The sequence below is a fragment of the Mucilaginibacter sp. P2_D11 genome (genome assembly GCF_056404435.1).
On the sequence record NZ_JBFUEA010000011.1, the window covers coordinates 127,467 to 152,758 of the forward strand.

Below are 25,292 nucleotides of genomic sequence, written 5' to 3' on the forward strand. Positions count from 1 at the left end.
GTGAGTTTAAGGAGTACGGGGATTTGTGGCGAAGGGTTGCTTTCTCCACCGCGTCCTTGCACGAAGCAAACCTCGGTATGCAGGTCGGATATGCAGAGCGACTATGCTTGCCGATGGTTGCCGCGCTTCGCTTATAATGACGTTGGCGAAATTTTGGTAACCGTTACCCCTCTATCTTAATATCATATTTCCCCAACAATCCCGGCAATCCGTTGAGCGAGAAATGTGCTTTTTTTACCACGTTATCATCCGGGTCGATGTTGAAGTTGTAGGAAGAACGGAAGTCGGCCCCTTTTAATATGGTGCGGCTGAAGAAAGCGCGGTGCAGGTTGCAATTGATGAATTTTGCTTCCGCAAAGTCCGCCTCGGTGAGGTCTGTTTCTATCATGGAGCAATCGGTAAACTTTGACTTTTTATTTTTCTTTTGGTAAAAGATGGCGTTATCCAAAATGCTGCCCTCAAAATTCGCCTCGAACAAAAAATCGCGTGCCTTACCAAAGTTTACGCCGCTTAGCTTGCAGCGTTTAAACAGCACGTTTTGAAAACCGGTGTTGCCCACGCTCGCCAGTAGCAGGTTGCAATCTTCGAAGCTGCAATCCATAAAAACAAGCCCATCCAGGTATGCATTGCTAAAATCGCAACTGATGAATTTGCAATGCTCATAAACTTGAGCGGATTTTAGCTGGGCGGCGGGTAGTTTGGTGAATGTTTGGTCTTCTAGGAGGGATTGCATAGCAGCAAAGATAAGCTTATCGGCAATTTTTGGGTGGATGTGGAAAACGATTGGGCGTAGTATCTCTGCCCGTTTTACACAGGAATGTAATAAATGCAACGCTGTTTAGCAGGCTGCGGCCGTTTTGCTAACTTTAATTATTGCCTGTCAACTAATTAAATGAAAGCCGAGTTTTACCCGCCATCTGCCGCCTTAGCGCCCTTTGTGCAACAGTACGCGGTTATCCAAAGCGATGAGGGCGACATTAACCGCGTATTGCCCGATACCGCGCTTGTGATGGCCTTCAGGTTTTGCGGCAAGGTAAATTATACCGCCGAAGGCATGGAAACAGAGCTGCCGCTTTCGGTGATATCGGGGCTGCGCCGCTCTGCCCGGGTAATGCAATATGGGCCACAATCGGGCAATTTACTGGTGATATTTAAAGAGGCAGGCGCGGCGGCTTTTTGTAAGCCACCGGTACACGAACTGTTTAATAACAGCGTGCCGATGGAGGATATTATTGGCCGGCAAAAGAGTGTTCTGGTAGAGGAGCAGCTTGCCGAAGCAAATAACAACATCCAACGCATCGCCGTCATCGAATCTTTTCTGTTAGCGCGACCCATAAACTACACCGCCGATAAACTAGTGGCCACTGCCTTGCAAAAAATACGGGCAACTAAAGGGTACATCCGTATTAAAGAACTCGCCGACACACTTTGCATCAGCCAGGATGCACTTGAAAAACGCTTCCGCAGGGCAACGGGCGCATCGCCCAAACAATTTTCGGCAATTATACGCATGAGGCAATTGTTGGCCATGGGCAAACATTGCACCGACCTGAACGAACTGGCCTTTAACGCCGGGTATTTCGACCAGCCACATTTTAACAAAGATTTTAAGCTGTTTACCGGCCAAACCCCTACCGATTTCTTCCGCAACCCGCTGTTTTGGTAAATCAATGATTTTTTACAAGGATTGAACTGCGCTTGTTGGGATTTTTGTGCTAACAAATTATCTGCAACATGAACGCAAAAACAATTAAGCTAATGCTGTTACCCCTGGCCCTACTTGCCACCGGAGCATCAAACGCACAACCTAAAAAATCAAATCATCTACCCACCAAAACAACTATCATGGTAACTACCCAAAACAAACAGGTTATACGCAGCCTGTACGAACAGGCGCTGAATAAACGCAGCATGGCGCTGCTACCCGATTTAATTGCGCCGGAATATGTAGGCTTTAAGGAAGAAAAAGGGCCGCATGCCTTTGAGGGCTTTGTGGCCCCGCTCATCAAATCATTCCCCGATATCAACTGGCACATCGAAGACCTTATTGCCGAAGGCGATAAAGTGAGCATACGCTGGCGGTGGACGGGTACCTTTAAAAACCAGTACCAAAAGTTTATGCCTACCAACCAGGTTACCCATAACGACGGACTGGCTATTTACCAGTTAAAAGACGGGAAAGTGATTGCCGCCCACTTACAAACCGACAGGCTTGGCTTTTTGCAGGGCATACAGGTGCTGCCGGCAGATGTGAACCGCATGGCCGCCAACAATGCCCAGGTAGTGTTTATTGATAAATTTGTTATCCCCGCGGCAGCAAAAGAGGAATTTATGAAACGCACGGATTACAACCGGAAGTTTATCCGCAATTTGCCGGGCTTTGTGCGCGATGAGGTTTATGAAGGCGCCGATATGGCCGGGAATACCCTCTTAACCACCATTGCCGTTTGGGAAAGCCAGGAAGCCCTTGCCCGTGCCAAAGAAGCCGTACAAGCCGAATACAAGCGCATTGGCTTTAACACGGCCGAGTTTACCAAACAAATGGGTATAACACTGGATAGGGGCGTTTATAAAGCAGCAATGATAATGGAGTAAATTATAGCAAACCCGGTGCTTAGGGGCATCGGCTTTGCTGTTTAGAAGGATGTGTACCTCGTTAATCTTGTGTAGTGTTTTTTAGTTCGCACCACGTTTTATTTGCAGATTATTTATTTGTAAATTTACTTTATGCATAATAACCTGGAGAGAATTACAATTGATGCCGACATATGCCACGGTAAAGCATGTATCCGCCACATGCGTTGGCCGGTAGAAGTTATTATTGATATGATTGCTTCGGGCATGTCGTTTGATGAAATATTAAGCGACCACGAGGAGTTAGAGCGCGAAGATATCCTTGCTGCCTTAGCCTATGCAAAAATTACCCTATCAGGCAAATCGTTGGCAGAAATGAATTAATGAATTTCCTGGTCGACGTTCACTTACCTATTAGTTTGTCTAAATTTCTGGATAAACAACCGGATTGCAAATCCATCCACGTAAATCAAATACTACAAAAGTGGCACACGCCTGATGCCGCCATTAGCCGTTATGCAGATGATAACAATTTAGTTGTAGTAACTAAGGATAGCGATTTTATGAGTTCCCACCTCGTCAATAAAACTCCAAAAAAACTCATTAGAATTGTCTTGGGGAATATTTCGAACAATGATTTGATCCTGTTATTTGAAAAGCATTTTCCATCTATAGCGACCCTGTCTGATAAATTTGAATTCTATATAGAATTGAGTAGGGAGCAAGTAATTGTTATAGAATAAAAACGAACGGCATTTCGTTCCACTCTTTTCCCTATATTTAGCTATTCAACACAAACATTACCATGAACCTTCGCCCTATACTTACGCTCGCTGTTTGCGCATTAATCTTCGGCACTGCAAATGCCCAGATGACCCCGGCAAAAATAGACAGCTTGGCAAACCTCGCCCTAAAAACTTTCGACGTGCCGGGTATTGCCGTGGCCGTGGTGAAGGATGGAAAACTTATTTATTCCAATGGTTATGGGGTGACTTCGCTGCGTACCCAGAAAAAGGTAGATGCCAATACGCTGTTCGGCATTGCATCAAACAGCAAGGCTTTTACTACAGCCGCCACTGGTATGCTGGTAGATGAAGGCAAACTGAAACTGGACGATAAGGTAACCGATTACATCCCCGAATTCAAGATGTTCGACCCATACGTTACGGCCGAGTTCACCATCCGCGACTTGCTTACCCACCGCAGCGGCTTAGGGCTTGGCGCGGGCGACTTGATGATATTCCCCGATTCCACGGATTTTACGGTGAAAGACATCATCCATAACCTACGTTACCTGAAACCGGTGAGCAGTTTCCGCAGCAAGTTCGATTATGATAACCAATTATACATTGTTGCCGGCGAGGTGATTGCCCGCGTAAGCGGCATGAGCTGGGAAGATTTTATCGAAACCCGCATCATGAAACCTCTGCAGATGACTGGCAGTTTCGCAACCTTTAGCCACATAAAAAATACGAAGAACTACATTGATGCCCATGCCGCGGTAGACGGCAAAGTGGTGGTTATCCCGCGCTATATTTTTGAGGCAACAGACGCTGCGGGCGGTATTTACAGCAGTGTAAACGACCTGGCCAAATGGGCCATTATGCAAATGAACGACGGCAAATACGGCGATGACCTGAGCAAACGCCTGTTCAGCAGCGCGGTACACCGCCAGATGTGGACGATACAAACACCGCTACCAACCGGCCCCGGCGCCTATAACACGCATTTTGGCGGGTACGGCCTTGGCTGGTTCCTGAATGATGCCAAGGGCTATTTAAAAGCCAGCCATACCGGCGGTTTGGATGGCATGGTTACGCATGTAACCTTGTTCCCCGAGTTGAAGCTGGGTATTATCGTGCTCACCAACCAGCAATCGGGCGGGGCATTCAGTTCCGTTACCAACGAGATTATCGACAGCTATATTGGCGACACCGGCAAGGACTGGGTGAAACTATACGACGATGCAGAAAAAGCCGGGCAGCAAGGTGCAAGTAATGTGGTAGCCGGTGTTTGGAAGCAGATAGAAGAACAAAAGAAAACACCCATAGATGCCGGCGTTTACGCAGGCACCTATCACGACAATTGGTTGGGCGACGTTACCATCACCCAAAAAGACGGGCAGTTATGGTTCGCAGCAAAACGCTCGCCGCGGTTAATAGGGCAGATGTTCTTTTATAAGGGCAGCACCTTCGTTATTAAATGGAACAAGCGCAGCATGGATGCCGATGCCTTTGCTATGTTTACCACCGATGAAAACGGCAAGCCCACCGGCCTGAAAATGAAGCCGATAAGCCCGGCAACGGATTTCAGTTACGATTTTCAGGATTTGGATTTTGCGAAAACCAAATAATACTTAAATAATGAAAAGACTTCTTTTTACGACCTTACTTTTCCTTTCATTTTCTGTGGCCCGGGCGCAATCTGCCAACGATGACCAAAAATGGAGCAACCTGATTAGCAGCCTCGAGACGGAAGACTGGGTACCGGCAAATCAATTGTCATTATCCCTTTTAAACAGTATTCCGGCAACAGAAGCAAATGGCAATCAGGCGGCTGTGCTTCGGTACATGTACATCCTTTCAGAATCTGGATTAATGGACCTGGGCAAGGTCACTAAGGAGGAAGCACTGAAACAGGTAATTGGATTTGTGGGCAAACCAATCCTCCTTCCCGGCCACCCTGTATCTGTAAAGCGGGCTTTTAATAGCATTACCCGTGCATCTGGTGGTGCTGATACCTTGTTTGTTACCGCCACCAACAGGAAGGCAACATCCATATTTGCTTTTGAATATATTGTATTAAAAAACAAATGGACGGAAGCCGATTTAAACACCAATGCCGGTAAAATATGGCGGCTCGGTGGCACCCTCAAATCCATCAGCGTAGAAGGAAATATGTTTAAGCGGTTCAAATTATTGATAGACGAAGGTACCGCCGAGGAACAGCAACCGTAAATCGGTTGGCGGTTTTCAGTTGGCAGTTTTTTCCATGCAAACAGCCTACTGTAACCTGCACGTTTTCTACTGCTCACTGGCAACTGCCAACTGAATTACATATTCCTCCTATACTGCCCGCCAACCTCGTAAAGCGCATGGCTTATTTGCCCAAGGCTGCAATACTTACAGGCTTCCATCAGGCTTTCGAAGATGTTATCGCCGGCTATGGCGCGCTGCTGTAATTCTTTTAATAATGTTGGGGCTTTGTCCTCGTTCCGTTTTTGGAAGAGGTGCATGGCTTCTATCTGGTATTGTTTTTCTTCTTCGGTAGCGCGGATCACTTCGGATGGGATCAGCGTCGGCGAGCCTTTTCTATTAAGGAAGGTGTTTACGCCGATGATGGGGTATTCGCCGGTATGCTTCAGGGTTTCGTAATAAAGCGATTCTTCCTGTATCTTGCTGCGCTGGTACATGGTTTCCATGGCACCGAGCACGCCACCACGGTCGTTAATGGCTTTAAACTCGGTGAGTACGGCTTGCTCTACCAGGTCGGTTAGTTCTTCGATGATGAAGGCACCCTGTATCGGATTCTCGTTTTTGGCGAGGCCCAGTTCGCGGTTGATGATAAGTTGGATGGCCATTGCCCGACGGACAGATTCTTCCGTTGGCGTGGTGATGGCCTCATCATAGGCATTGGTATGCAGGGAATTGCAGTTATCATAAATAGCATACAAGGCCTGCAACGTGGTACGGATATCGTTAAAATCTATCTCCTGCGCATGCAGCGAACGCCCACTGGTTTGGATATGGTACTTCAGCTTCTGCGACCTGTCGTTCCCCTTGTATTTGTTTTTGATCGCCTTTGCCCAGATGCGCCTCGCCACCCGACCTATAACCGAATATTCCGGATCGATACCGTTGCTGAAGAAAAACGACAGGTTGGGCGCGAAATCATCTATATGCATTCCGCGACTAAGGTAATACTCCACATAAGTAAAGCCATTGCTCAAGGTAAAGGCAAGCTGTGTTATGGGATTTGCCCCAGCCTCGGCAATGTGATAGCCGGAGATTGATACCGAATAAAAATTCCGAACCTTTTCCTTAATAAAATACTGCTGGATATCGCCCATCATCCGCAAGGCAAACTCAGTAGAGAAGATGCAGGTATTCTGCGCCTGGTCTTCCTTTAAAATATCCGCCTGTACGGTACCACGCACGGTTGCAATGGCATAGGCGCGTATCTTCTGGTAAACATCGGCGGGGAGGATTTGATCGCCGGTAAGGCCTAATAACATTAAACCCAATCCGCTATTTCCCGCTGGCAAATCGCCACCCTGGTACTGCGGCCTCACTACGTCCTTATCATCATACAATTCCTTATACTTAGCCTCAACTAAATGCTCCAGCTTGTTTTCGGTGATGTACTTCTCGCATTGCTGGTCGATGGCAGCATTCATAAAAAAGCCAAGCAGCATAGGTGCGGGGCCGTTGATGGTCATGCTTACCGATGTGCTGGCGTGGCACAGGTCAAAACCCGAGTAAAGTTTTTTGGCATCATCCAACGTGGCGATGCTTACACCGGAGTTGCCTATTTTTCCGTAGATATCGGGTCGCGTGTGCGGGTCCTCACCATACAGCGTAACCGAATCGAACGCAGTAGAAAGCCGGTGCGCCGGTTGCCCAAGCGATACGTAATGGAAACGTTTATTGGTCCGCTCGGGGCCGCCCTCACCGGCGAACATGCGGGTAGGATCTTCGCCCTCGCGCTTCAAGGGGAACACGCCTGCAGCGTAGGGGAACTCGCCGGGAACATTCTCGGTAAGCAGCCAACGCAAAATATCGCCCCATGCCTCGTATTTGGGCAGGGATATCTTGGGAATGCTTAATTGCGAAAGTGAGGTATAATATAAAGGCTGTTTTATCTCCTTATCGCGTACTTTATAAATAAAGTTTTCGGCCTTGTATTTGGCAAGGGTTTCGGGCCATTCCTTTAAATGGCGTTTGCAATCAGGGTGCAGGTGGCTTTCGAGGTGGGCGTAAATGTCCCGTAGAGACGCAATATTTTGCGTCTCTTTATCATCGTTGCTTTGCTTGGCGGGAGACACAAAATATTGTGTCTCTACAGTTGGATTAGGGGCGTGTTCCTTCAACAAATCGATAGTTCCCTTAACTTGAAAGATCTGCTGCGCTATCTTGCATTGCTCATTCACCCATTCGGTGTAAGCTGCACTGCTTTCGGCTATTTCAGCGAGATAGCGTATTCTGTCGGGTGGGATGATGTAGATCTTCTCCGATTCGTCGCCTTTTACCTTTAAGGCCTTTCCGTCCAGCAAATCAACACTTGTTTTATCTTTTACCGTTTTCATAATGGCGGCAAACAGCGTGTTCATCCCGGGATCATTAAACTGCGATGCCATGGTGCCGTACACGGGCAGGTCTTCGTCCTTGGCATTAAACAACATATGGTTTCGTTTGTATTGCTTGCGCACGTCGCGTATAGCATCTAGCGCGCCTCGTTTATCGAACTTGTTTAGGGCTACCAGGTCGGCAAAATCCAGCATGTCTATCTTTTCCAGTTGGGTTGCCGCGCCGAATTCGGGGGTCATTACGTAAAGAGAGAGGTCGCAGTAATCGGTAATCATGGTATCCGACTGGCCAATGCCGCTGGTCTCCACGATAACCATATCATACCCTGCCGCCTTACAAATGTCTATCGCCTCCTGTACGTGCTTGCTTAAGGCAAGGTTGGCCTGCCGCGTGGCCAGCGAACGCATATAAATACGCGGGCTGTTGATGGCGTTCATCCTTATCCTGTCGCCAAGCAAAGCACCGCCCGTTTTACGTTTAGAAGGATCTACCGAGATAATCGCCAGCTTCTTATCCGTCTCCCTTAAAAAACGGCGCACAAATTCATCCACTAATGATGATTTACCCGAACCGCCGGTACCCGTGATGCCGAGGACGGGGGTTTTAGCCCCCTCTAAATCTCCCCCGGAAGGGGAGACTTTTTGCACTGACAAAGATTGTTGTTGGCCATTCTCTGCGGCTGTTATATGCCTGGCTATAGCCATAACATCTTTTAAGCCCTCCCTCCCGGGGAGGGTTTGGGTGGGGCTGGCAAAATCACAAGCCTGCATTATATCGTTTATCATGCCCTGCAGGCCCATGGTTCGGCCATCATCGGGCGAGTAAATGCGGCTGATGCCATAGGCGTGCAACTCGGCAATCTCGTGTGGCAAAAACACGCCGCCACCACCACCGAATATTTTGATATGCTTTGCACCGCGCTCGTTCAACAAATCGCGCATGTATTTAAAGTACTCTACGTGGCCGCCCTGGTAGCTGGTTAAGGCAATGCCCTGCACATCTTCCTGTATGGCGCAGTTTACCACTTCATCCACGCTGCGGTTATGGCCCAGGTGTATCACCTCGGCACCAGTGCTTTGCAAAATTCGGCGCATAATATTGATGGTAGCATCGTGCCCATCAAAAAGCGAGGCGGCGGTTACAAAACGGATCTTATGCTGAGACTTATATGGCGCGATGCTTTCCATGCAGGGCAAATTGGTTCGAAGGTAAAATTAGCCAAATTTCGCAGATGAAAAAACTATGCTTGCATAATAAAAAGCATGGTATTGCAAGCCCAATTTATTTTCGGTAGTCGTTAAACCTCGACCATAGCAATCCCTCTAACAACAAAACAACTACTGTTGCGCCTATGAAAAACCTGTTACTTTTACCGGCAATGGCCTTGCTGCCTTTCTTTGCCATTGCACAAACCGATACCGTACGCACCGATACCGTTAAAAACGTTGAAACATATTGCGCCGTAATACCTGTTGGCAAGGTGTTCAGCAGCCGCATCGAACTGGAGGCCGACTACGGCAAGCCCGGCGTTAGTATAGATAATAAAATTGCTGACGAGCGCGGCCGGCCCTTAACCTTTGGCTCAATGGTAGAGGCGCTTAATTACATGGCCGCACAAGGTTGGCTTTTCGTGAATGTTTATACCGACGGACACGGTCAGCATTACCTGTTACGCCGCAGCGCAGCCCGATAAATTCAACTCTACATCCTAAATACCTATATCACAACATGAATGCCCCGTTACTATTGCAAAAGCTTTTCCAGTGAAGATGATTCGATTACTTTGACCGACAAAGAATAGCAGGTGCAAAAGCAACAAAACGCAAAAAGGCAGTGGCCACTAGGCTGCTGCCCTTTGTATGAACATGCTTTTATAATATTTCCAATACCCCCAGCCCAAAAGCAGGTTCGGTGCTATCAAAAAAACGCCCATCAGCCAGCCCTCGGGAGCTAACAGTGTATGGAACAATAATACATTCAAACTGATGGGGAACAGCACCACCGCCGAAAGCGGCGCGTAGCGATTAATCAAAAGCGAAAGTCCGCCCAATACCTGTATGGTTTTTTGCATAGGATAAAAGTAACCTGCAGCCACCAGGCCGGCTTTAAAAACGCCCGCAGCACCCGGATGCAATGGCGGCTGGTAGGGTATAAAATGCAGGAAATAATCAAGGCCGAATATAAGGTATAAAGCGCCCAGCAACAGGCGAGAGATCAATACGGTAATTTTCATGATGGTAAAAATAGCCAATTTAATCGGACAGTTGTTGTTTCGATACGCACACCAGCCCGCGTATTTTGGAGGTAGTTTTACCGGGTAGCTACGATGCGTATTTTTACTTTGGCCAGTATGCCATCCCTGTAGGGGAAGGGCTCGCTGCTGTACAATTCGCCGGTGGTAAAGTCCAGCCGGTTAGCGCTAAGTTCGGTTATCTCGTATTGGTCGGTATAAGTGTAGCCCGTATCAGGGTCCTTAGAGGTGAGCACCAGGTAGTTTTTGCCTCCCACAGCCTTGGTGACATAGGTAGATGTATATGTGCTGCCCGTTATGGTAGTCTCCTGCATTTTGCCATCGGCAGTGAAGGTTAGTTTTTCCAGGTAAAGGCTCTCCAGGCCGAGGAATTTATTCGAGTTATCGTAAACGCTGGCCTGATGGTTAATCATTACCCAATTGCCTATGATGGATGCGGGGCCGGTATCGGGCTCAGGCGCGGCGCTTTTTTTACAAGCGGATAAAAATGTGCAGAGTAAGGCGAAAAGTAATATTTTCTTCATGGATGATAAGGTTGGTTTCCAAGCACAATATAAGTATTTATAAGCAAACCAAGCAAATATCTGTGCAAAAAAGCATGGCAGGCAAGCGGGCAAAATGGCGTATCGGCATAAATTGTTACCTTTGCGGCAATGCAACCGGCAATACAGCAAATACCACAAACGGAATCTCCCTGGGAAAAGGGCTACAACAACTACGGCCCCTGGCTAAAGGAGAAGTACAAGGGGCACCGCGTATTTAAGGTTATTGTTGATGGCGGCTTTACCTGCCCCAACCGCGATGGCAGCAAAGGTTACGGCGGCTGCACATATTGCAATGTAGATTCGTTTACCCCCTCGGTTAGCCGCAATGCCCCAACCGTGCGCGAGCAGGTGATGCAGGGTATGGAGCGGGCCCGCAATGGCAACAAAGCCGATAAATTTATCATTTATTTCCAGCCGAACACAAATACTTATGCCCCCGCGCATTACCTTAAAATGATGTACGATGAGGCTTTGAGTTACGGTACCGAAGACATTGTAGGCCTGAGTGTAGGCACCCGGCCCGACTGTATCGATGCTGAAAAGATTGCCTTACTGGAAAGCTACACCGATCGTTTCGACGTAGACCTGGAAATGGGCATGGAAAGCATTTACGACGAAACCCTTAACCAGATAAATCGCGGCTGCAGCCACGATGAATTGCTAAAGGCCCTTAAGCTTACCGAGAATACCAAACTGGATGTTTGCGTACATACCATCTTCGGGTTCCCCTGGGAAACTAAGGAAATGATGCTGAAATATGCCGACGAGATAAACCGCCACGCACAAATAAAGTTCGTGAAGTTCCATCACCTACATATTGTGGAGGGGAGCGTAATGGGCGTAAAGTACAAGCGCGAGCCATTCAAGCTTTTCGGGCTGGATGAATATGCTGAATTTTTATGTGAGCTTCTGCCACTGGTACGGCCGGATATCATCATCCAGCGCCTCTTTGGCCTGAGCGACCGAGAACTCCTCATAGCACCCAACTGGGGCCTCAAAAAATCGGAGATACAATACTACATCGACCAAAAGATACTAAGCCGCGGGGTGGTGCAGGGAAGCAAGATTTGACGTGCAGATATGCAAATTTCAGATGTGCAGATGATGTGGTGTTTGTCCAATTTTATTTTATAGAAATTGCTGTACAAATCCCGTAAATCGGGCCGGTTCGGGACGAACTTATTTGCCGTTTTATTGCCGCTGCTGCAGGCTTTAATTTGCCAGAATACCTTTAAAAATCTGTGTTTTTCTGTGTTTTTTGCGCTTTTTTGTCGTTTTTTTTTGCAAATACAAAAGTGCGGAATTTGCATAGAATCGCTGTTTTTAGCTAAAAACGGTGCTGCAGGCAGCAAAAAAAAATCCAGCTTTTTCCAATAAATCGTACCAGTTTCAGCTATAAATTTCCAGGAAATTCCAGCCTAATCTGCACACCTAAACGCGCTCTATCAGGCATACCGCATAGGCAACAACCCCTTCCTCGCGGCCTATAAAGCCAAGGGTTTCGTTGGTGGTTGCTTTAATGGATATGTCATCGATATCTATGCCAGCCGCTTTTGCAATATTGGCCTGCATGGTGGGGATATGCGGGTTTATTTTGGGTGCTTCCAGGCATACCATGGCATCTATGTTGCCTATTTGCCAGTTCTTTTCGGCTAATAAAGCTACTACGTGCTGCAATAGTATCAGGCTGCTGATGCCTTTCCAGCGGTCGTCTTTATTAGAGAAATGAAAACCTATATCGCGCAGGTTGGCGGCACCTAAAAGGGCATCGCAAATGGCGTGCAGCAGTACATCCGCATCCGAGTGGCCATATGCGCCGCTGGTATGCTCCAAATTTACACCGCCCAAAATAAAGGGGTGCTGTGCTTTTAGTTGGTGCACATCAAAACCAAAACCTACTTTTATTTTAGCCATTATTATTTAAAAGAGCCGGTACCGCCAAAGCTGGCCGATAAGGTGAAACGGAGGGTATTGGCCAGTGGACTGCTTTGCTGGCTTGCTGCCAGGTAAGCAAAATCGAAAGTAAATACCTGGTACTTAAGCCCTACGCCAAAGGTGGCATAGCGCTGGGTGCCCTTGCCTGGATTGCCATAAAAATAGCCGGCGCGCAAAGCAATCAGGTTGTTATACCAATATTCCAACCCGGGCGAAAGGGAGATTTCTTTCAATTCTTCGCTAAAGCCGCCGGGCGCATCGCCAAAGGATTGAAATATCCCCGCAGGTACCGAAACATCGTCGTTTTTACCCGAGATGATATTGCCGTCGCCATCGCGCAAAGGCGGTGTAGGTATCAAAAGCTTATTAAAATCAAGCGTGGCTGTAATTGTGCTCGCACCATCCAGCCGCCAGGTATTGGCAACGCCAAGTTTTAAATTGGCTGGCAGAAAGTATTTGGCACCGGCATCGCTGTAAGCAATTTTTGAGCCTATGTTGGATATATTTGCACCGAAGGCGAAGGTAGAGCTATCGCCATAGTCTTTTTTATAGTATAAGGACACCCCTGCAGATATGGCATTGCCCGCCTTGTTTTGCACCGAGCTGCCGCCAGATACGAACGCGGCATTGTCAAAGTTGGAATTGATGTACCGCATAGTTAAGCCCAGCGAAAAATTGTTGCCGAACTTGCGCGCAAAGGATGCATCGAGGGAAAATTCACTGGGTTTATAAGTACCAAGGTTATTTTGATCGTTATCAATATTCTCTATACTGCCAAGGTTAAAATACCTTAATGATGCGCCGAAGGTGTTGCGGTCATCAATTTTGTGGGCAAAGCTTAAATAAGCCAGGTTGATATCGGGCACTAAATGGCGCAGCCATGGGCTGTACGATAAGGCGATATCGTTGCCGGTTTCCATAAAGGCCAGCTTGGCGGGGTTCCAGTAATTGGCATTCACATCGGGCGAAAGGGCCACGCCAGCTTCGCCCATAGCCCCCGAGCGCGAATCCGGAGCAATATTAAGGAAGGGCACGGCTGTTGACCTGTTGATGCTGCCATCAGTACCTGTTTGTGCCGAAGCCACCGCCGGAAGCATCAATGATACGTATATAGCAAATCTCTTAGTGTACAGATACTTCATCGGTGCAATTTAGTTCTTATATTTAAAATAATAAAACTAAGCTTTCGTTAAGTTTTGGGTTTAAACCACTATTGTACTAAATTATTGTAACTCATGTAATAAATAATCCGTTTAAATGATTAGTAGTTAGGCTGCAATTTTTAAAAATTGCAGCTTATTGCGCTGTTTTATTATTGATTTTTATTAGATTTACCTCCAAATAGATATTTTGCAAAGTATGAAAGCACTTTTTACTAGTACTGCTTTAGTGTTGTTGGGTTTAGGCACATTGCTAAGCAGCTGCGGTAATAAACCACAATCTCAGAAAACGGGAATGACCTATAACGACCGCAGCAACGGCGGTTACCTGCGTTTTAAGCAAACACATCCTACCCCGGGTCCGGGCCTGGTGCCCATAGAAGGCGGTACTTTTGTTTTGGGCGGCAGTGCCGATCAGGACGTTACCTATGATTACAACAACATACGCCGCAGGGTTACTGTGCCATCGTTTTATATGGACGAGACCGAGGTGAGCAACCAGGATTGGCTTGATTACCTGCATTGGATAAACATTACCTTCCCCAACGATGGCGAATTATACTACAACGCCCTGCCGGATACCCTGGTTTGGCGCAAACCATTATCATACAACGAGCCTTACGTAGAAAATTACCTGCGCCACCCTGCCTTTCAGGATTACCCTGTAGTAGGTGTTAGCTGGGATCAGGCACAGGATTATTGTGTTTGGCGTACCGACCGTACCAACGAGAACATACTGCGCGAGAACCAGTACATGACCAGCTGGAAACAAGCTGCAGGCAAAAAAGGCGCCACTACCGGTGGCCCGGGCTTAAAAGATCCTTTCAATACCGATATTTACCTGAACGGCCAGATACGCGGCGCCGGCATAGACGGCAAGAATATGCCTAAAGACCAAAACCCCAACGCTGCCGCCGGTAACGGCAAAGGTGGCCCGCGCAGGCCCGTACGCATTGAGGATGGCGTTTTGAAACAAGGCTACCGCCTGCCATCTGAAGCCGAGTGGGAGTATGCAGCATTATCGCTTGCAGGCAATACCGAATTCGAAAACATCAACGATGGCAAGATTTACCCATGGAACGGCCTGGGCGTACGCTCTCCGAGCCGTAAAACACGTGGTTTGATACTGGCCAACTTTAAACGCGGTGCCGGCGATAACGCGGGTGTTGGTGGCGGTTTGAACGATAAGGCCGATATTACCGCACCTGTACGTTCATACGAGCCTAACGATTTTGGTTTGTACAATATGGCCGGCAACGTAAACGAATGGGTGGCCGATACTTACCGCCAAACATCGTTTGACGAGGTGGAAGACTTCAACCCCTTCCGCGGTAACGAGTTTACTAACAAACGCCTTGCCGATCCGGTTAAGGGCCTTTATGCAAAAGATAAGTATGGCCGCCCTATAAAGGATCCTGCAAAATCCAATAAAAAACAAAAATACAGCGAAATGATAGCGCAGCAGCAGGGCCTTAACGGCGGTGGAGTTGCAGGTGGTACCCCCGCCCCCGGAACAGGAGCTACCGTGCCATTGACCACGCCGAACACCATCAAATACAGCGGCAAAGCTTATAATCCCGATTTCCGTGGTGCGGCCGACTCGGTGAATGTTGCTTTGTACGGTACAACCACTTTGGTTAACGACCATTCGAAGATATTTAAAGGCGGATCCTGGAACGATCTGGCTTTTTGGATGAACCCCGCCACCCGCCGTTTTATGGACGAGGACGAAAGCAGCGCCGAAGTTGGTTTCCGTTGCGCCATGACCATGGTAGGCGCACCTGAGATACACCCCGAAGGTAAACCACACCTGCCGGTTAAAAAGGCAAAACCTTACAAGGCCAGATAAGATATTACGGGCATTTAACCCCAAGCGAGCCGTTCCTGTATACAGGGGCGGCTTTTTTGTTTGTATTGCCGGGGTAACGGGATTACGCCATGCGTGCTAAAGCAAACTGTTTTGTAAACAGGTAATCGTTTTTAAGATCCCGTTAATCCGCTTAACGGCGAAGCCATCCTGAGCACCGTGGAAAACAATCGACTGCGAAAAATCCCGGTTCAGGCTACCTCAATACCACCACCCAGCCTGATATAGGCTGCAGGTTATCTTCCTTTAAGTTTATTACGTAATAGTAAGTGCCATTTGGCAGCTGCTTGCCATTGCTGGTTCCATCCCAGGGCTTTGCATAACCGTTGCTTTGGAACACCCGTTGCCCTCCCTTGGTGAAGATGCTTACCTGCACTTTGGGATAGCTACTGAGGTTCTTGATGTGCCATAAATCGTTTACGCCGTCGTTATTGGGCGAGAAGGTGTTAGGCGCGGTTACCAGTTTATAAACCCGCACAGCCACATCGCTGGTGCTTTCTCCGCAGGTACCGCTCAGTACATGCAGCGTATAGGTAATATCATCGGTAGCGCTGGTGGTTGGCGTAAGCGAAGCCGGATTATCTAAAAACACCGACGGAGTCCAAAACACGCTCACAATGCTGTCGCCTTTAGCTGTACCGTTTAGTCGGGCGGTTTGCCCCTCGGTCATCCTTATTTTAGGTCCGGCATCAGCAACAGGCGTCGCCAACACCCTCACGGTAACCGCTTCTGTAGAAAGGCAGCCGCCGCCGTTGCTCACCTCCAACTGGTAAATCGTTGTCGCCGATGGGTTGGCCATGGGGCTTGCTATATCGTCGTGATCGAGCCCGGCGGAGGGGCTCCACTTAAAGGTGGTTGCATTGGCAGTTTGCGCGGTAAGCTGCACCGGCGTGCCGGCGCAGGTAAGCTTATCGGCCATGGGCTGCACAGTGGCTTTATCATACACGGTAACGGTGGTTTCGGCGTAGCTGTCGCAGCCGTTGCGCGTTACCCTTACGCGGTAAATGCCGTTGTTTGCCGGGCTGGCATTGTAACTTACAGTGGGGCTGCTACTGATAGATGTAAAGCCGTTTGGCCCCGTCCATTCGTAAGTATCGCCGCCTGTTGCACCCAGTTGCAGCTGAAAGCCCCTGCAGCCGCTTATACTGCTGGCCAGCGTTACGGTGGGCGGAGCATAAACATCTATTGTGAGCGGGTCCGAATAGATGCGGCAGGCCTCTGAACCTATTTGGCTGGCGTTAAGGATGCCTATGCGATACTGGTACTTGCCCGGTGCCGAATTGGGGATGGTGACGGTGGTACTTTTATTGATTTGCCCGGGGATGTCTTTCCATCCGCTGCCATCGTTAAGGTTTTGCTGCCATTGGTAGGTGGGGCTATCGTAGCCTTGCTGATCGGCAACCAGGGTGTATAGCAGGTTCTCGCCTTTGCAGCTGCTGCGGGCGATATTATCGCCAATGGTACCGAAACCGGTTTGGATAAGCGGACCGCATGGACTAAAGGTGATATCGTCCAGCGCGAAATCGTTTCCCGCACCGCCCGGTGCGTTGTTGATCATCTTCACCACAAAATCGCTTCCATCGGCAGGGGTGGTAAAAAGCGTACCGTATTGTACCCATTTGCCGGGACCGCTTTCGGGCGGTATAATACCGGTATTGTAGGTTTTAAGTTCGCGCCCGTCCGTGGTTTCTATGCGGAAGGTGATATCGGGCTGCCTATAGCCTTGCGTTTGCGGCAAATCGCGCAGCACGTTCATGATCCAGGCACCAAAAAAGTAAGTGGTGTTTGGGCAAAGCGCGTTGCCGGCTACCTTTTCGTTAAAAAAAACGTCGGGCTGTTCGCCGGCGTTTATGATCATCATATAACCGTTCTGGTCGCCGGTATGGTCATGTGAGATAGACTGCCAGCTACCCCCTTTGCATGATGAACCCATGGATGTTTGCAGGGTGTACACACCCTCGCCGCCATCGCCGCCGCAGTTATCGTTAAAATAGCGCAGGTTGGTAATCCCTGCCGCAAGCGGTGGGCCGGGATTGAAGGTAGTACCATGGCCGAAAGTCTCGTTGATTACCGGTGCGCCAAGGCTGCCATTGCAAACCTGCGCAGCGGCCGTTACGGCAAAAAACAAGCAACAAGCAAAAAATATGGTAGAAAAAAGCAGGCGCATAGGTAATAGTGCAAGGGCGCACGGAGGTAAATGTAGGCAATTTATCGGATATGGGAGCGCGCGCCAGGCAACGCGGTTTACTTAAGGACTGGCCTGCTAATTAAGCCCCGCCCCAACCCTTCGCAAAGAGAGAGGCTCAAAAGCGTTCATAAAGTGTTCACGTTGCGCCGCGTGAACACCGTGAACACTATTAATATTCTCTTAATCAAACATTTGCAAATTATGGAGTGGTGTCAAAATCGTGTCACCGCCGTTGTTGCTGCGGTGCGCTATATTTGCGCAGAAACCCTTGCATCTAATTTCACTCCCGTCTATTGGGCAACATGGGTTTTTGATACCGCCCTCTAAAACGAGGCTTAAAAAAAGCACGAGCAAACGCCTTTAAACTTATTACCCGCCTATGACCGCAACGCATTCCTCCACAGCAAAATAATCTTTAACTTCGAACAACAAACAATTCGTTTGTTATTGGATTTTAATCATAAAAACGAAAATGAATACTGAAAAAGCCATACTGGCGGGCGGCTGCTTTTGGGGCGTAGAAGAACTCATCAGGCAACAGCCGGGCGTTATTAAAACCGTTGTAGGTTATACCGGCGGCGACGTGCCCAACGCTACTTACCGCAACCACGGCACGCATGCCGAAGGCATAGAAGTGATATTCGACCCGGCCGTGATATCATACCGCAAACTGCTCGAATATTTCTTCCAGATACATAACCCCACCACCCGCAACAGGCAGGGGAACGATATCGGTGCCTCTTACCGCTCGGCCATTTTTTACCTGGACGATACCCAGCGCGACACCGCCATCCAACTGATCGCCGAAATGGATGCCTCCGGCATATGGCCCGGCAAAATTGTTACCGAAGTAGTGCCCGCTGGTGATTTCTGGAACGCCGAAGCCGAACACCAGGACTACCTGCAAAAGAACCCTTACGGTTACACCTGCCACTTCGAGCGACCGGAATGGACGCTGAGCGAATAACCCAACCGGAAAATACATTACAATAAGCAAGGCCCTGAATCGGAAGATTTGGGGCCTTGTTGATTAAGGGGAGTAAGAGTACGCGCCGCTCTTTCTCTACGAGACATACTTGCGACAGACAGGATTTATAAATTTTTATCCCAGCCAACGTATTGCATTAGGAATTTAATATATTCGAAACACTAAAAGGCTCTTTTACAACTCAATAGATAGGGTATGTATACCGGTTGTTTTGTCTAAACACCTGACAGCATTGCCATACCCTAGTGACAAAAAGCCAATAGTATCGTTTACACCTTATAAACCTTAACCAATGGATGATAAGCAAAGAGAAAGCAGGCTCAATAATTCCAGAAAGAAAAAAGAAGTTGTGGTCGCAACAATTCAGGATGCCAATAGCTACGCGTCAGACAATAGTATGGAATCGTTAAAAAAAGCTGGCGAGCTTCTTAGGCTCGCTACCGAGCGCATGCGGCCAGGATGGAACGATGGATTTAACACCGCAACTGCGCTCGTTACTATGAGCGATGGCAAAATGACCAAGGAAGACTTAGAATACTGCTGGCAACTATGGAATGAAGCAAAACATCGGATTGATTCGAGGAGAAAAGAGATATTTTCACAAAATTATGACTACGTAAAACAAGATTTATACCCCATTTCGGACCTTGCTGTTTACGGCGACCCCTATGAAGCGCTCAGGCAGATTAAACATACCCGCAACAAAGCGTTCGCTTACCCAATGGGACGTGAGGACAAGGCCTCAATTTTAGCAGCTTTGGATGGATGGGCACGGAAGGCCATGGAAAGAGTGCACGAAAAGAAAAAGGACAGCGAAAGACGACAGAAGGAGTGGCAGGAAAAAAAAGTTGAAAACGAAAAAAAGCAAAGAGAATGGGAATTACGCAAGGCCGAGCGGGAAAAAAAACAAAAAGAGTGGGAGGCAAAGAAGGTCGAGCGGGAGCGAAAACAAAAAGAATGGGAAGCAAAAAAAGCTGAGCATGAGCGAAAGCAAAGAGAATGGGAGGCCCGAAAAGCCGAAAGAGAGCGAAAGCAAAGGGAATGGGAGGCCCGAAAAGTAGAACGTGAGCGAAAACAACGAGAGTGGGAGGAAAGGCAACGAGAGCGTGAGCGAAACCAGCGGGAATGGGAGGAACGAAAGCTTCAACGGCAGCACGAAAATGAAAGAAGGCAACAGGAATGGGAAGACCGAAAGCGAAATAGAGGCGGTGGCAGTAGAGGTGGCGGTGGCGGGGGATGCTATATTACAACGGCCACTTGTTTAACGCTGGGGCGACCGGATGATTGCGCCGAACTAACGGCCATAAGAGAATTTAGAGATGGCTGGTTGGTAAAGCAAAAACATGGGAAAGCACTTATTGCCAGCTATTATCGCCTTGCACCTGCTATTGTGGCGTCAATTAACAGGCAATATAATTACAAAGAGATTTATGGGAAAATTTGGGAGAATTACCTGAGTTATGTACTTCAACTTATTCTTGCCGAAGAAAACAAAAAAGCACAGGCGGTTTACCGGGATATGGTAAAAAAATTGCGTAAAGAGTACCTTAATTTAGGTGAGTAACAGAATAACGATAACTACACATCTTGGCGCGAATATTCGGTCAAGGTGCTGCGTGTGGTTCGTGCCTTAATTATAAAGGAAGAAGTCACCAATAGGTTGGGCTTTTACCCGCTCTGCATACTCACGAAATGGGTGGGTAGCGGGTAGCCCACGAAGTTGGCATGAGTATCCAGGCCAGAAGTGGCGGTGATACATACTGAATATACCTAACGAGGTCATAACACATCCATGGGTAAATATAAGCCTACGAAAGTGCTGCAATGGAAGTAATGCGGTGATAACATCGACCACAGGCTGAATTGAGAGCATCGGGAAGTTATTAGTGACAACAACCAACAACGGCAGAACAAAGGCAATACTTTAACTTTATATGATGCTGTAATAGAATTGCGTATCTTTATTTTACAACGTTAATTTTATGAATAAATCTCTACCTCCACAAGTATTATATCTGGATGATAGTGTGTCCGACATAAAATACTTTCATGAAAAATTAAGAAATTATTCGATACTTGAGCCTGAACATAAGATTAGCGTCATATCAACTCGTGATATTTTTTCGGCAATAGAGAATATCAATAAAATAAATATTGATGTCCTTTTAGTCGATATTCAATTAAGTTCCGAGGCAGATATTGATACGTCAATAAGTATGCTTTCCTATTTGAGAGGAGAAAGTGATAAATTAAAGCTTTTTGCCTATACTAGGCATCTACCAAACTCTAGCACTGTTAAAAGATTTAAGGATATTGGAGTTACTATAATTTCAAAAACAGAGTCGGTCGATAATGTTATTGGAATAATCTATAGCGAACTTGGGATAAAAAGCCTAAAGTACGAAAACAAACAAGCAGAAGTCTTTTATCAAAATGACATTTCGGGTATTCAAACGCCTAAACTCATAACGGATATTAAGGCTGTTAATGAGACCTATTTAAATCTAATTAAGAAAAACCCAAATTCAATGTATAATCTTTCTCCACGTCAATTTGAAGAATATACAGCTGAATTGTTTCAAAAAATGGGTTATACTGTGACTATTACTCCCCAAACGCGTGATGGTGGTAAGGATTTATTAATTCTGACACATAACGCCCTCGGAGATTTTTTGATTTATACGGAATGTAAAAGATACTCGCCTGATAACCCTGTAGGAGTACGACTAATTAGAGAGCTTTTAGGTACAGTAACCGCAGACCGCGCTACTGCAGGTATATTGGTTACGAGCTCGTATTTTACGCCTGAAGCAAAAGCATTATCGGAAATCGTTAAACATCAGATTTCTTTGGTAGATTTCAACAAGTTGAAAGATTGGACTTCAAAACTGTAATATATTTCAACACGTATCTTTCAGCCTTTTTTTAAAGAATTATATAGAACTGGCGGCAGGAAATAGAGACTATTTCCTGCGCATGAATAGTTTGTTTTCAAGATAACATAATAGCGCGTCGAGATTCTTTATTTTTACATCCGTTTGCAGAATTGGACAACCAACTAGCCGAAGTTTAGCGTAGCGTAAATCGCCCTAAAATGCTGTAAGCTTCCTACCCCGATATCCCTCACTGGTCGAAGTTTATAAACTTCGTCCTACAATGATATAAGCTTCCAGCTTCCTCCTACCCCGATATCGCCAACAAATAATCCATGTCCAATTCTGCTTCTTCTAAAAACGCCTCTTTTAATAGGGGCTGCCGGCGAGGCGTACCTTACCCTGCTGGCTGATGCCTTGCAGGGTAAGGGTTTGCAGTTTGGCGGCTATTTGTTCTGTCTCCGCAGTCTCTCGATTTCCGTCTCCGCCGCATCTCTCGATAGCGGACCCTGCACGCCCCGGGTGGTCGTTTGGTCCGCAGGGTCGTTTTCAACAGACGGGAACGGCACCAGTGAATTTAGAAGAGCTTACCCCTCATACGCCCGTTTCAGCGTTTCCACATCAACTTTTGTCATTGGCATAAAGGCTTGGGTAACGCGTTCAATTTGTTGGTACCGCTCAATTCACCTTTAACGATATGGTAGCTGTAGCTCCGATCGTAATTTTTCGAGATTTGTTCAGGGGCTCGGTATCCCATAAACATTCACGTACCGTTAAAATTTGCTTATCCGGATCCAGCGAAATCAATTGGAAGGATAATTTAGTTTCATCCTTTGCCGAATACTTGCCCTTCATGGGGGAATCTACCCGGAATACTTTTAAATCCACGTCTTTATCCGGACCCTTATAGGTATAAAACTCGTTGTAGTTGCTATTGCCGTGAAAATATGCTTTGATATTAGGATGCTTCTTTAAAAAAGCAACCCAGCCCCGCTGCTCTATTGCTGTGTTGCCGCCATTGGCTGTAGCCATTGCACCCTCTTTATATCGTTCCTCCGTCAGGTTTTCGAATTTGTTTTCCAGGGTCATATTAAACGGGGCGACGGGGTTGGTAAAATGTTTAGCCTCGCTGGTGGGCTGGTCGTGCGTAAAAATGACGATCGGAGTTTCGGCCGATACGGTATCGAGGTCGGCCTGCATCCAAATACGCTGGGCGGAATCTGGCCAAAGGGTTAAAAACATAAAATGCACGCCGCCAATGTTTCGCGAGTAATCTATTTTTTGGGTATGATAGTTATACGTTTCGTTCGTAAGGGGCTTTTTAGGCTTTAACATTAGGTTGTATATCTTCACCATAGCGGTAGGGTCTGTTGCTGGTATCATCGGCTTGCCATAACCAATCGCGTTGGATATATCGTGATTGCCGGGCGTTACTAATAACCGCGCCTTCTTGCCATCATGCCCTTTCAGTTTAAGGCCATGCAGGTAATCTTGCTCAAATTGCGCCCACGAAGCTGCCGCTGTTTGCACGCCACCTTCCATCCGGTTGGCTATATCCCCGGTTTGCACCACATAATCTATCGCCCCCACCCTCGTGCCACCGTTAACGCCCGAATCGGCCGGCATAATAACCCCCGGCATGGCGTTCATCTGTTCTATCATGGCGGCGTTTACACTATGCCCTGTTACACCTGTATCGCCCCTGAAGGCTCTGGTTAAGCCGTAGTGCGCATCAGAACTAAATAGCATGTTTAGTATTCGTGGCATTTGTTTTTTTTGTGCATTAGCGGCCTGCACTACAAATAGCAGCCCAAAAAAAATCATCAATTTCACTGGTCTCATCTTAATAGTCTTCATATAAGTACCTAAAAAAAAGAGGCCGTATCATAACTCAAATGATGCGGCCTCTGTATTTATTGCCTAATGCGACACTGCTGGATTTTGTATTGATTTGAGATTTTAATAAGCGCTTTTTTATGAGGATCTGGTCAAAAAGAAGCCTTTTTAGGCTGCTTTTTTCCTTAGGTTTTGTGCAATTGCAACTAAACCCCATTCTATCTCGACTTTTGCTTTACCACGAAGCATAAACCTCCTGAACCCGTGGTTTTGTTTAATGTTTCCAAAAGTTGGCTCTACATCGTAACAGCGTTTTTTTCGCCGCTCTATGCCTTCTTCACTGTTTAAGAGCCCATGTGCTTTTTGTTTCAGCCGGTTCAGGTTTTCATTGACCTCAATGATGCGGTTTACTTTTGATTTATGGCAGGCACCGTTCAGTGGGCAGTTGGCACAATTCCCCGCCTGGTACTTTTTAACGGTTTGTTCAAACCCGTTGCTGGTTTTCCTGGTACTTGTACCGATGTAATTCATCTGCTGGCCCATCGGGCAGATATAACAATCTTTCTCCTGGTTATAAAAAAGCTTGTTGGTTGCAAACGTGTGCTTGCTGTTGTAGTTCTCATTTTGTTCCTTATCAAACATACCATACTTTACAAAGGCGGTGGTGCCCTTTTGTTCGAGCAGCGTGTAGTTTTCCTCAGAGCCGTACCCCGCATCGGCAACAAGCACTTCGGGCGCTTTGCCAAAGCTGGCTTCGTGCTGTGCTAAATGGGCACTTAATGTATTCGTGTCTGTAGTATTAGAATGAATGGAATAGTTAACGATGAACTGGTTGGAGGTAGATATCTGTACATTATAACCCGGCTTTAGCTGCCCGTTTTTCATATGGTCGTCTTTCATGCGCATGAAAGTAGCATCCGGGTCTGTTTTACTATAACTGTTCCTTCCTTCCAGGATAGCTTCCTGCTGCTCATATTTGACGATGTTTGCCGGATAGTGTTTGGTTACGTACTTCAGTTTGTCTTTGATCTTTTTGTCGATTTTATCTTTGCCGGCCAGTTTTTCATTTAATTGCTCTACGGTTACTTTTACCTTACCGCTATCGATAGAAGTGAAATCAGGCGGATCGGGCATCTTATCCTCATCTGCAGCTAACCGCTGGGCATACAGCCAGATTTCGGACAACTGCTTTGCCATTTTCTCTTTATTAGTTGCAATAGATTTTTTCCAGACAAAGGTGTATTTGTTCGCATTGGCTTCGATCTTCGTGCCATCGGTATTGATCTCTTCGATACTCAGCAGCCCTTCCTCTGCTAAAAGTTTAACCACATCTTCAAATACACTGCGAAGCGCGCTTTTCAGGCGTACGCCCCTAAAACGATTGATGGTATTATGGTCAGGGTAACTCATCGAACTCAACCACATGAAATAAACGCTTTCCTTACAGGCAGCCGCCAGTTTCCGGCTGGAGTAAGTATTGGTAACATAACCGTAAACGAGCACTTTAAGCAGCATCTGCGGGTGGTAACTCGAGCTACCCCTAATGTGATATGCTTCTAATAAAGGTTCGATATGGAGCTTGTTAATCACCTCATTTACAACACGGACGGGATGTGCCGTTGGAATGAGTTCTTCCAGCGTAGGAGGAATAGCCAATACCTGCTGCTGATTATAGGGCTTGAAAACTGGTCGCTTTAGTGCCATCTTTCATCTTTTTATAACATAAATATATGAAAATCAGATGATTGAAGCAAATTATTCACAAGTAA

At 47.1% G+C, this 25,292-nt stretch carries 21 protein-coding genes; 12 read left to right on the forward strand and 9 right to left on the reverse strand.

Going from position 1 to position 25,292, the window contains the following annotated elements:
• Positions 1–163: 163 nt before the first annotated feature.
• The gene (locus tag AC1DXC_RS18185) at positions 164–733 is read right to left on the reverse strand and encodes a pentapeptide repeat-containing protein (RefSeq protein ID WP_477460596.1); all 570 of its coding nucleotides are present in this window, start codon (positions 731–733) and stop codon (positions 164–166) included.
• A gap of 159 nt (positions 734–892) precedes the next feature.
• Between AC1DXC_RS18185 and AC1DXC_RS18190 the strand changes: the two genes are divergently transcribed.
• The 6 genes from AC1DXC_RS18190 (at position 893) to AC1DXC_RS18215 (ending at position 5,531) form a co-directional block, all read left to right on the forward strand.
• Entirely contained in the window at positions 893–1,666 is a 774-nt protein-coding gene (locus AC1DXC_RS18190; RefSeq protein ID WP_477460597.1) for a helix-turn-helix domain-containing protein, read from the forward strand.
• Between the two features lie 68 nt (positions 1,667–1,734).
• Positions 1,735–2,595 (forward strand): ester cyclase, encoded by an 861-nt coding sequence (locus tag AC1DXC_RS18195; RefSeq protein ID WP_477460598.1) that lies wholly within the window; start codon positions 1,735–1,737, stop codon positions 2,593–2,595.
• Between the two features lie 132 nt (positions 2,596–2,727).
• Positions 2,728–2,958: a DUF433 domain-containing protein gene (locus AC1DXC_RS18200; protein ID WP_477460599.1), complete on the forward strand. Its 231-nt coding sequence runs from the start codon at positions 2,728–2,730 to the stop codon at positions 2,956–2,958.
• Positions 2,958–3,317, forward strand: coding sequence for a DUF5615 family PIN-like protein (locus AC1DXC_RS18205; RefSeq protein ID WP_477460600.1), 360 nt, complete (start codon positions 2,958–2,960; stop codon positions 3,315–3,317). The genes AC1DXC_RS18200 and AC1DXC_RS18205 overlap by 1 nt, the downstream gene beginning before the upstream one ends.
• A gap of 62 nt (positions 3,318–3,379) precedes the next feature.
• Positions 3,380–4,927, forward strand: coding sequence for a serine hydrolase (locus tag AC1DXC_RS18210; protein WP_477460601.1), 1,548 nt, complete (start codon positions 3,380–3,382; stop codon positions 4,925–4,927).
• A gap of 10 nt (positions 4,928–4,937) precedes the next feature.
• Positions 4,938–5,531, forward strand: a complete 594-nt coding sequence (locus AC1DXC_RS18215) for a hypothetical protein (RefSeq protein WP_477460602.1) — start codon at positions 4,938–4,940, stop codon at positions 5,529–5,531.
• A 95-nt stretch (positions 5,532–5,626) separates the two neighbouring features.
• On the opposite strand, the gene AC1DXC_RS18220 is transcribed toward AC1DXC_RS18215, so the two are convergent.
• Positions 5,627–9,067, reverse strand: coding sequence for a methylmalonyl-CoA mutase family protein (locus AC1DXC_RS18220; protein WP_477460603.1), 3,441 nt, complete (start codon positions 9,065–9,067; stop codon positions 5,627–5,629).
• 164 nt (positions 9,068–9,231) lie between these two features.
• Here AC1DXC_RS18220 and AC1DXC_RS18225 point away from each other — a divergent pair, with 164 nt between their 5' ends.
• Positions 9,232–9,573, forward strand: a complete 342-nt coding sequence (locus AC1DXC_RS18225) for a hypothetical protein (protein WP_477460604.1) — start codon at positions 9,232–9,234, stop codon at positions 9,571–9,573.
• 147 nt (positions 9,574–9,720) lie between these two features.
• On the opposite strand, the gene AC1DXC_RS18230 is transcribed toward AC1DXC_RS18225, so the two are convergent.
• Entirely contained in the window at positions 9,721–10,113 is a 393-nt protein-coding gene (locus AC1DXC_RS18230; protein ID WP_477460605.1) for a hypothetical protein, read from the reverse strand.
• 77 nt (positions 10,114–10,190) lie between these two features.
• A complete protein-coding gene (locus AC1DXC_RS18235) occupies positions 10,191–10,655 on the reverse strand; it encodes a hypothetical protein (protein ID WP_477460606.1) in 465 nt (154 codons plus the stop codon).
• 129 nt (positions 10,656–10,784) lie between these two features.
• Here AC1DXC_RS18235 and mnmL point away from each other — a divergent pair, with 129 nt between their 5' ends.
• A complete protein-coding gene (gene mnmL / locus AC1DXC_RS18240) occupies positions 10,785–11,747 on the forward strand; it encodes a tRNA modification radical SAM protein MnmL/YtqA (protein ID WP_477460607.1) in 963 nt (320 codons plus the stop codon).
• Between the two features lie 360 nt (positions 11,748–12,107).
• Here mnmL and ispF read toward each other — a convergent pair whose 3' ends face one another.
• Positions 12,108–12,590: a 2-C-methyl-D-erythritol 2,4-cyclodiphosphate synthase gene (ispF, locus tag AC1DXC_RS18245; RefSeq protein ID WP_477460608.1), complete on the reverse strand. Its 483-nt coding sequence runs from the start codon at positions 12,588–12,590 to the stop codon at positions 12,108–12,110.
• Positions 12,591–12,592: 2 nt separating this feature from the next.
• Positions 12,593–13,753, reverse strand: coding sequence for a type IX secretion system outer membrane channel protein PorV (porV, locus tag AC1DXC_RS18250; protein WP_477460609.1), 1,161 nt, complete (start codon positions 13,751–13,753; stop codon positions 12,593–12,595).
• Between the two features lie 217 nt (positions 13,754–13,970).
• Here porV and AC1DXC_RS18255 point away from each other — a divergent pair, with 217 nt between their 5' ends.
• Positions 13,971–15,620, forward strand: a complete 1,650-nt coding sequence (locus AC1DXC_RS18255; protein WP_477460610.1) for an SUMF1/EgtB/PvdO family nonheme iron enzyme — start codon at positions 13,971–13,973, stop codon at positions 15,618–15,620.
• Between the two features lie 214 nt (positions 15,621–15,834).
• On the opposite strand, the gene AC1DXC_RS18260 is transcribed toward AC1DXC_RS18255, so the two are convergent.
• Positions 15,835–17,805, reverse strand: a complete 1,971-nt coding sequence (locus AC1DXC_RS18260) for a gliding motility-associated C-terminal domain-containing protein (RefSeq protein ID WP_477460611.1) — start codon at positions 17,803–17,805, stop codon at positions 15,835–15,837.
• 493 nt (positions 17,806–18,298) lie between these two features.
• On the opposite strand from AC1DXC_RS18260, the gene msrA reads away from it, so the two are divergent.
• The 3 genes from msrA to AC1DXC_RS18275 all read left to right on the forward strand — a co-directional run bounded on the left by msrA (position 18,299) and on the right by AC1DXC_RS18275 (position 21,708).
• Positions 18,299–18,793: a peptide-methionine (S)-S-oxide reductase MsrA gene (gene msrA / locus AC1DXC_RS18265; RefSeq protein WP_477460612.1), complete on the forward strand. Its 495-nt coding sequence runs from the start codon at positions 18,299–18,301 to the stop codon at positions 18,791–18,793.
• Positions 18,794–19,106: 313 nt separating this feature from the next.
• Positions 19,107–20,378: a CFI-box-CTERM domain-containing protein gene (locus AC1DXC_RS18270; RefSeq protein ID WP_477460613.1), complete on the forward strand. Its 1,272-nt coding sequence runs from the start codon at positions 19,107–19,109 to the stop codon at positions 20,376–20,378.
• A 418-nt stretch (positions 20,379–20,796) separates the two neighbouring features.
• Positions 20,797–21,708, forward strand: coding sequence for a restriction endonuclease (locus AC1DXC_RS18275; protein ID WP_477460614.1), 912 nt, complete (start codon positions 20,797–20,799; stop codon positions 21,706–21,708).
• Positions 21,709–22,365: 657 nt separating this feature from the next.
• Here AC1DXC_RS18275 and AC1DXC_RS18280 read toward each other — a convergent pair.
• Entirely contained in the window at positions 22,366–23,454 is a 1,089-nt protein-coding gene (locus AC1DXC_RS18280; RefSeq protein WP_477460615.1) for a metallophosphoesterase family protein, read from the reverse strand.
• 237 nt (positions 23,455–23,691) lie between these two features.
• Entirely contained in the window at positions 23,692–25,227 is a 1,536-nt protein-coding gene (locus AC1DXC_RS18285; RefSeq protein WP_477460616.1) for an IS1182 family transposase, read from the reverse strand.
• Between the last annotated feature and the right edge of the window lie 65 nt (positions 25,228–25,292).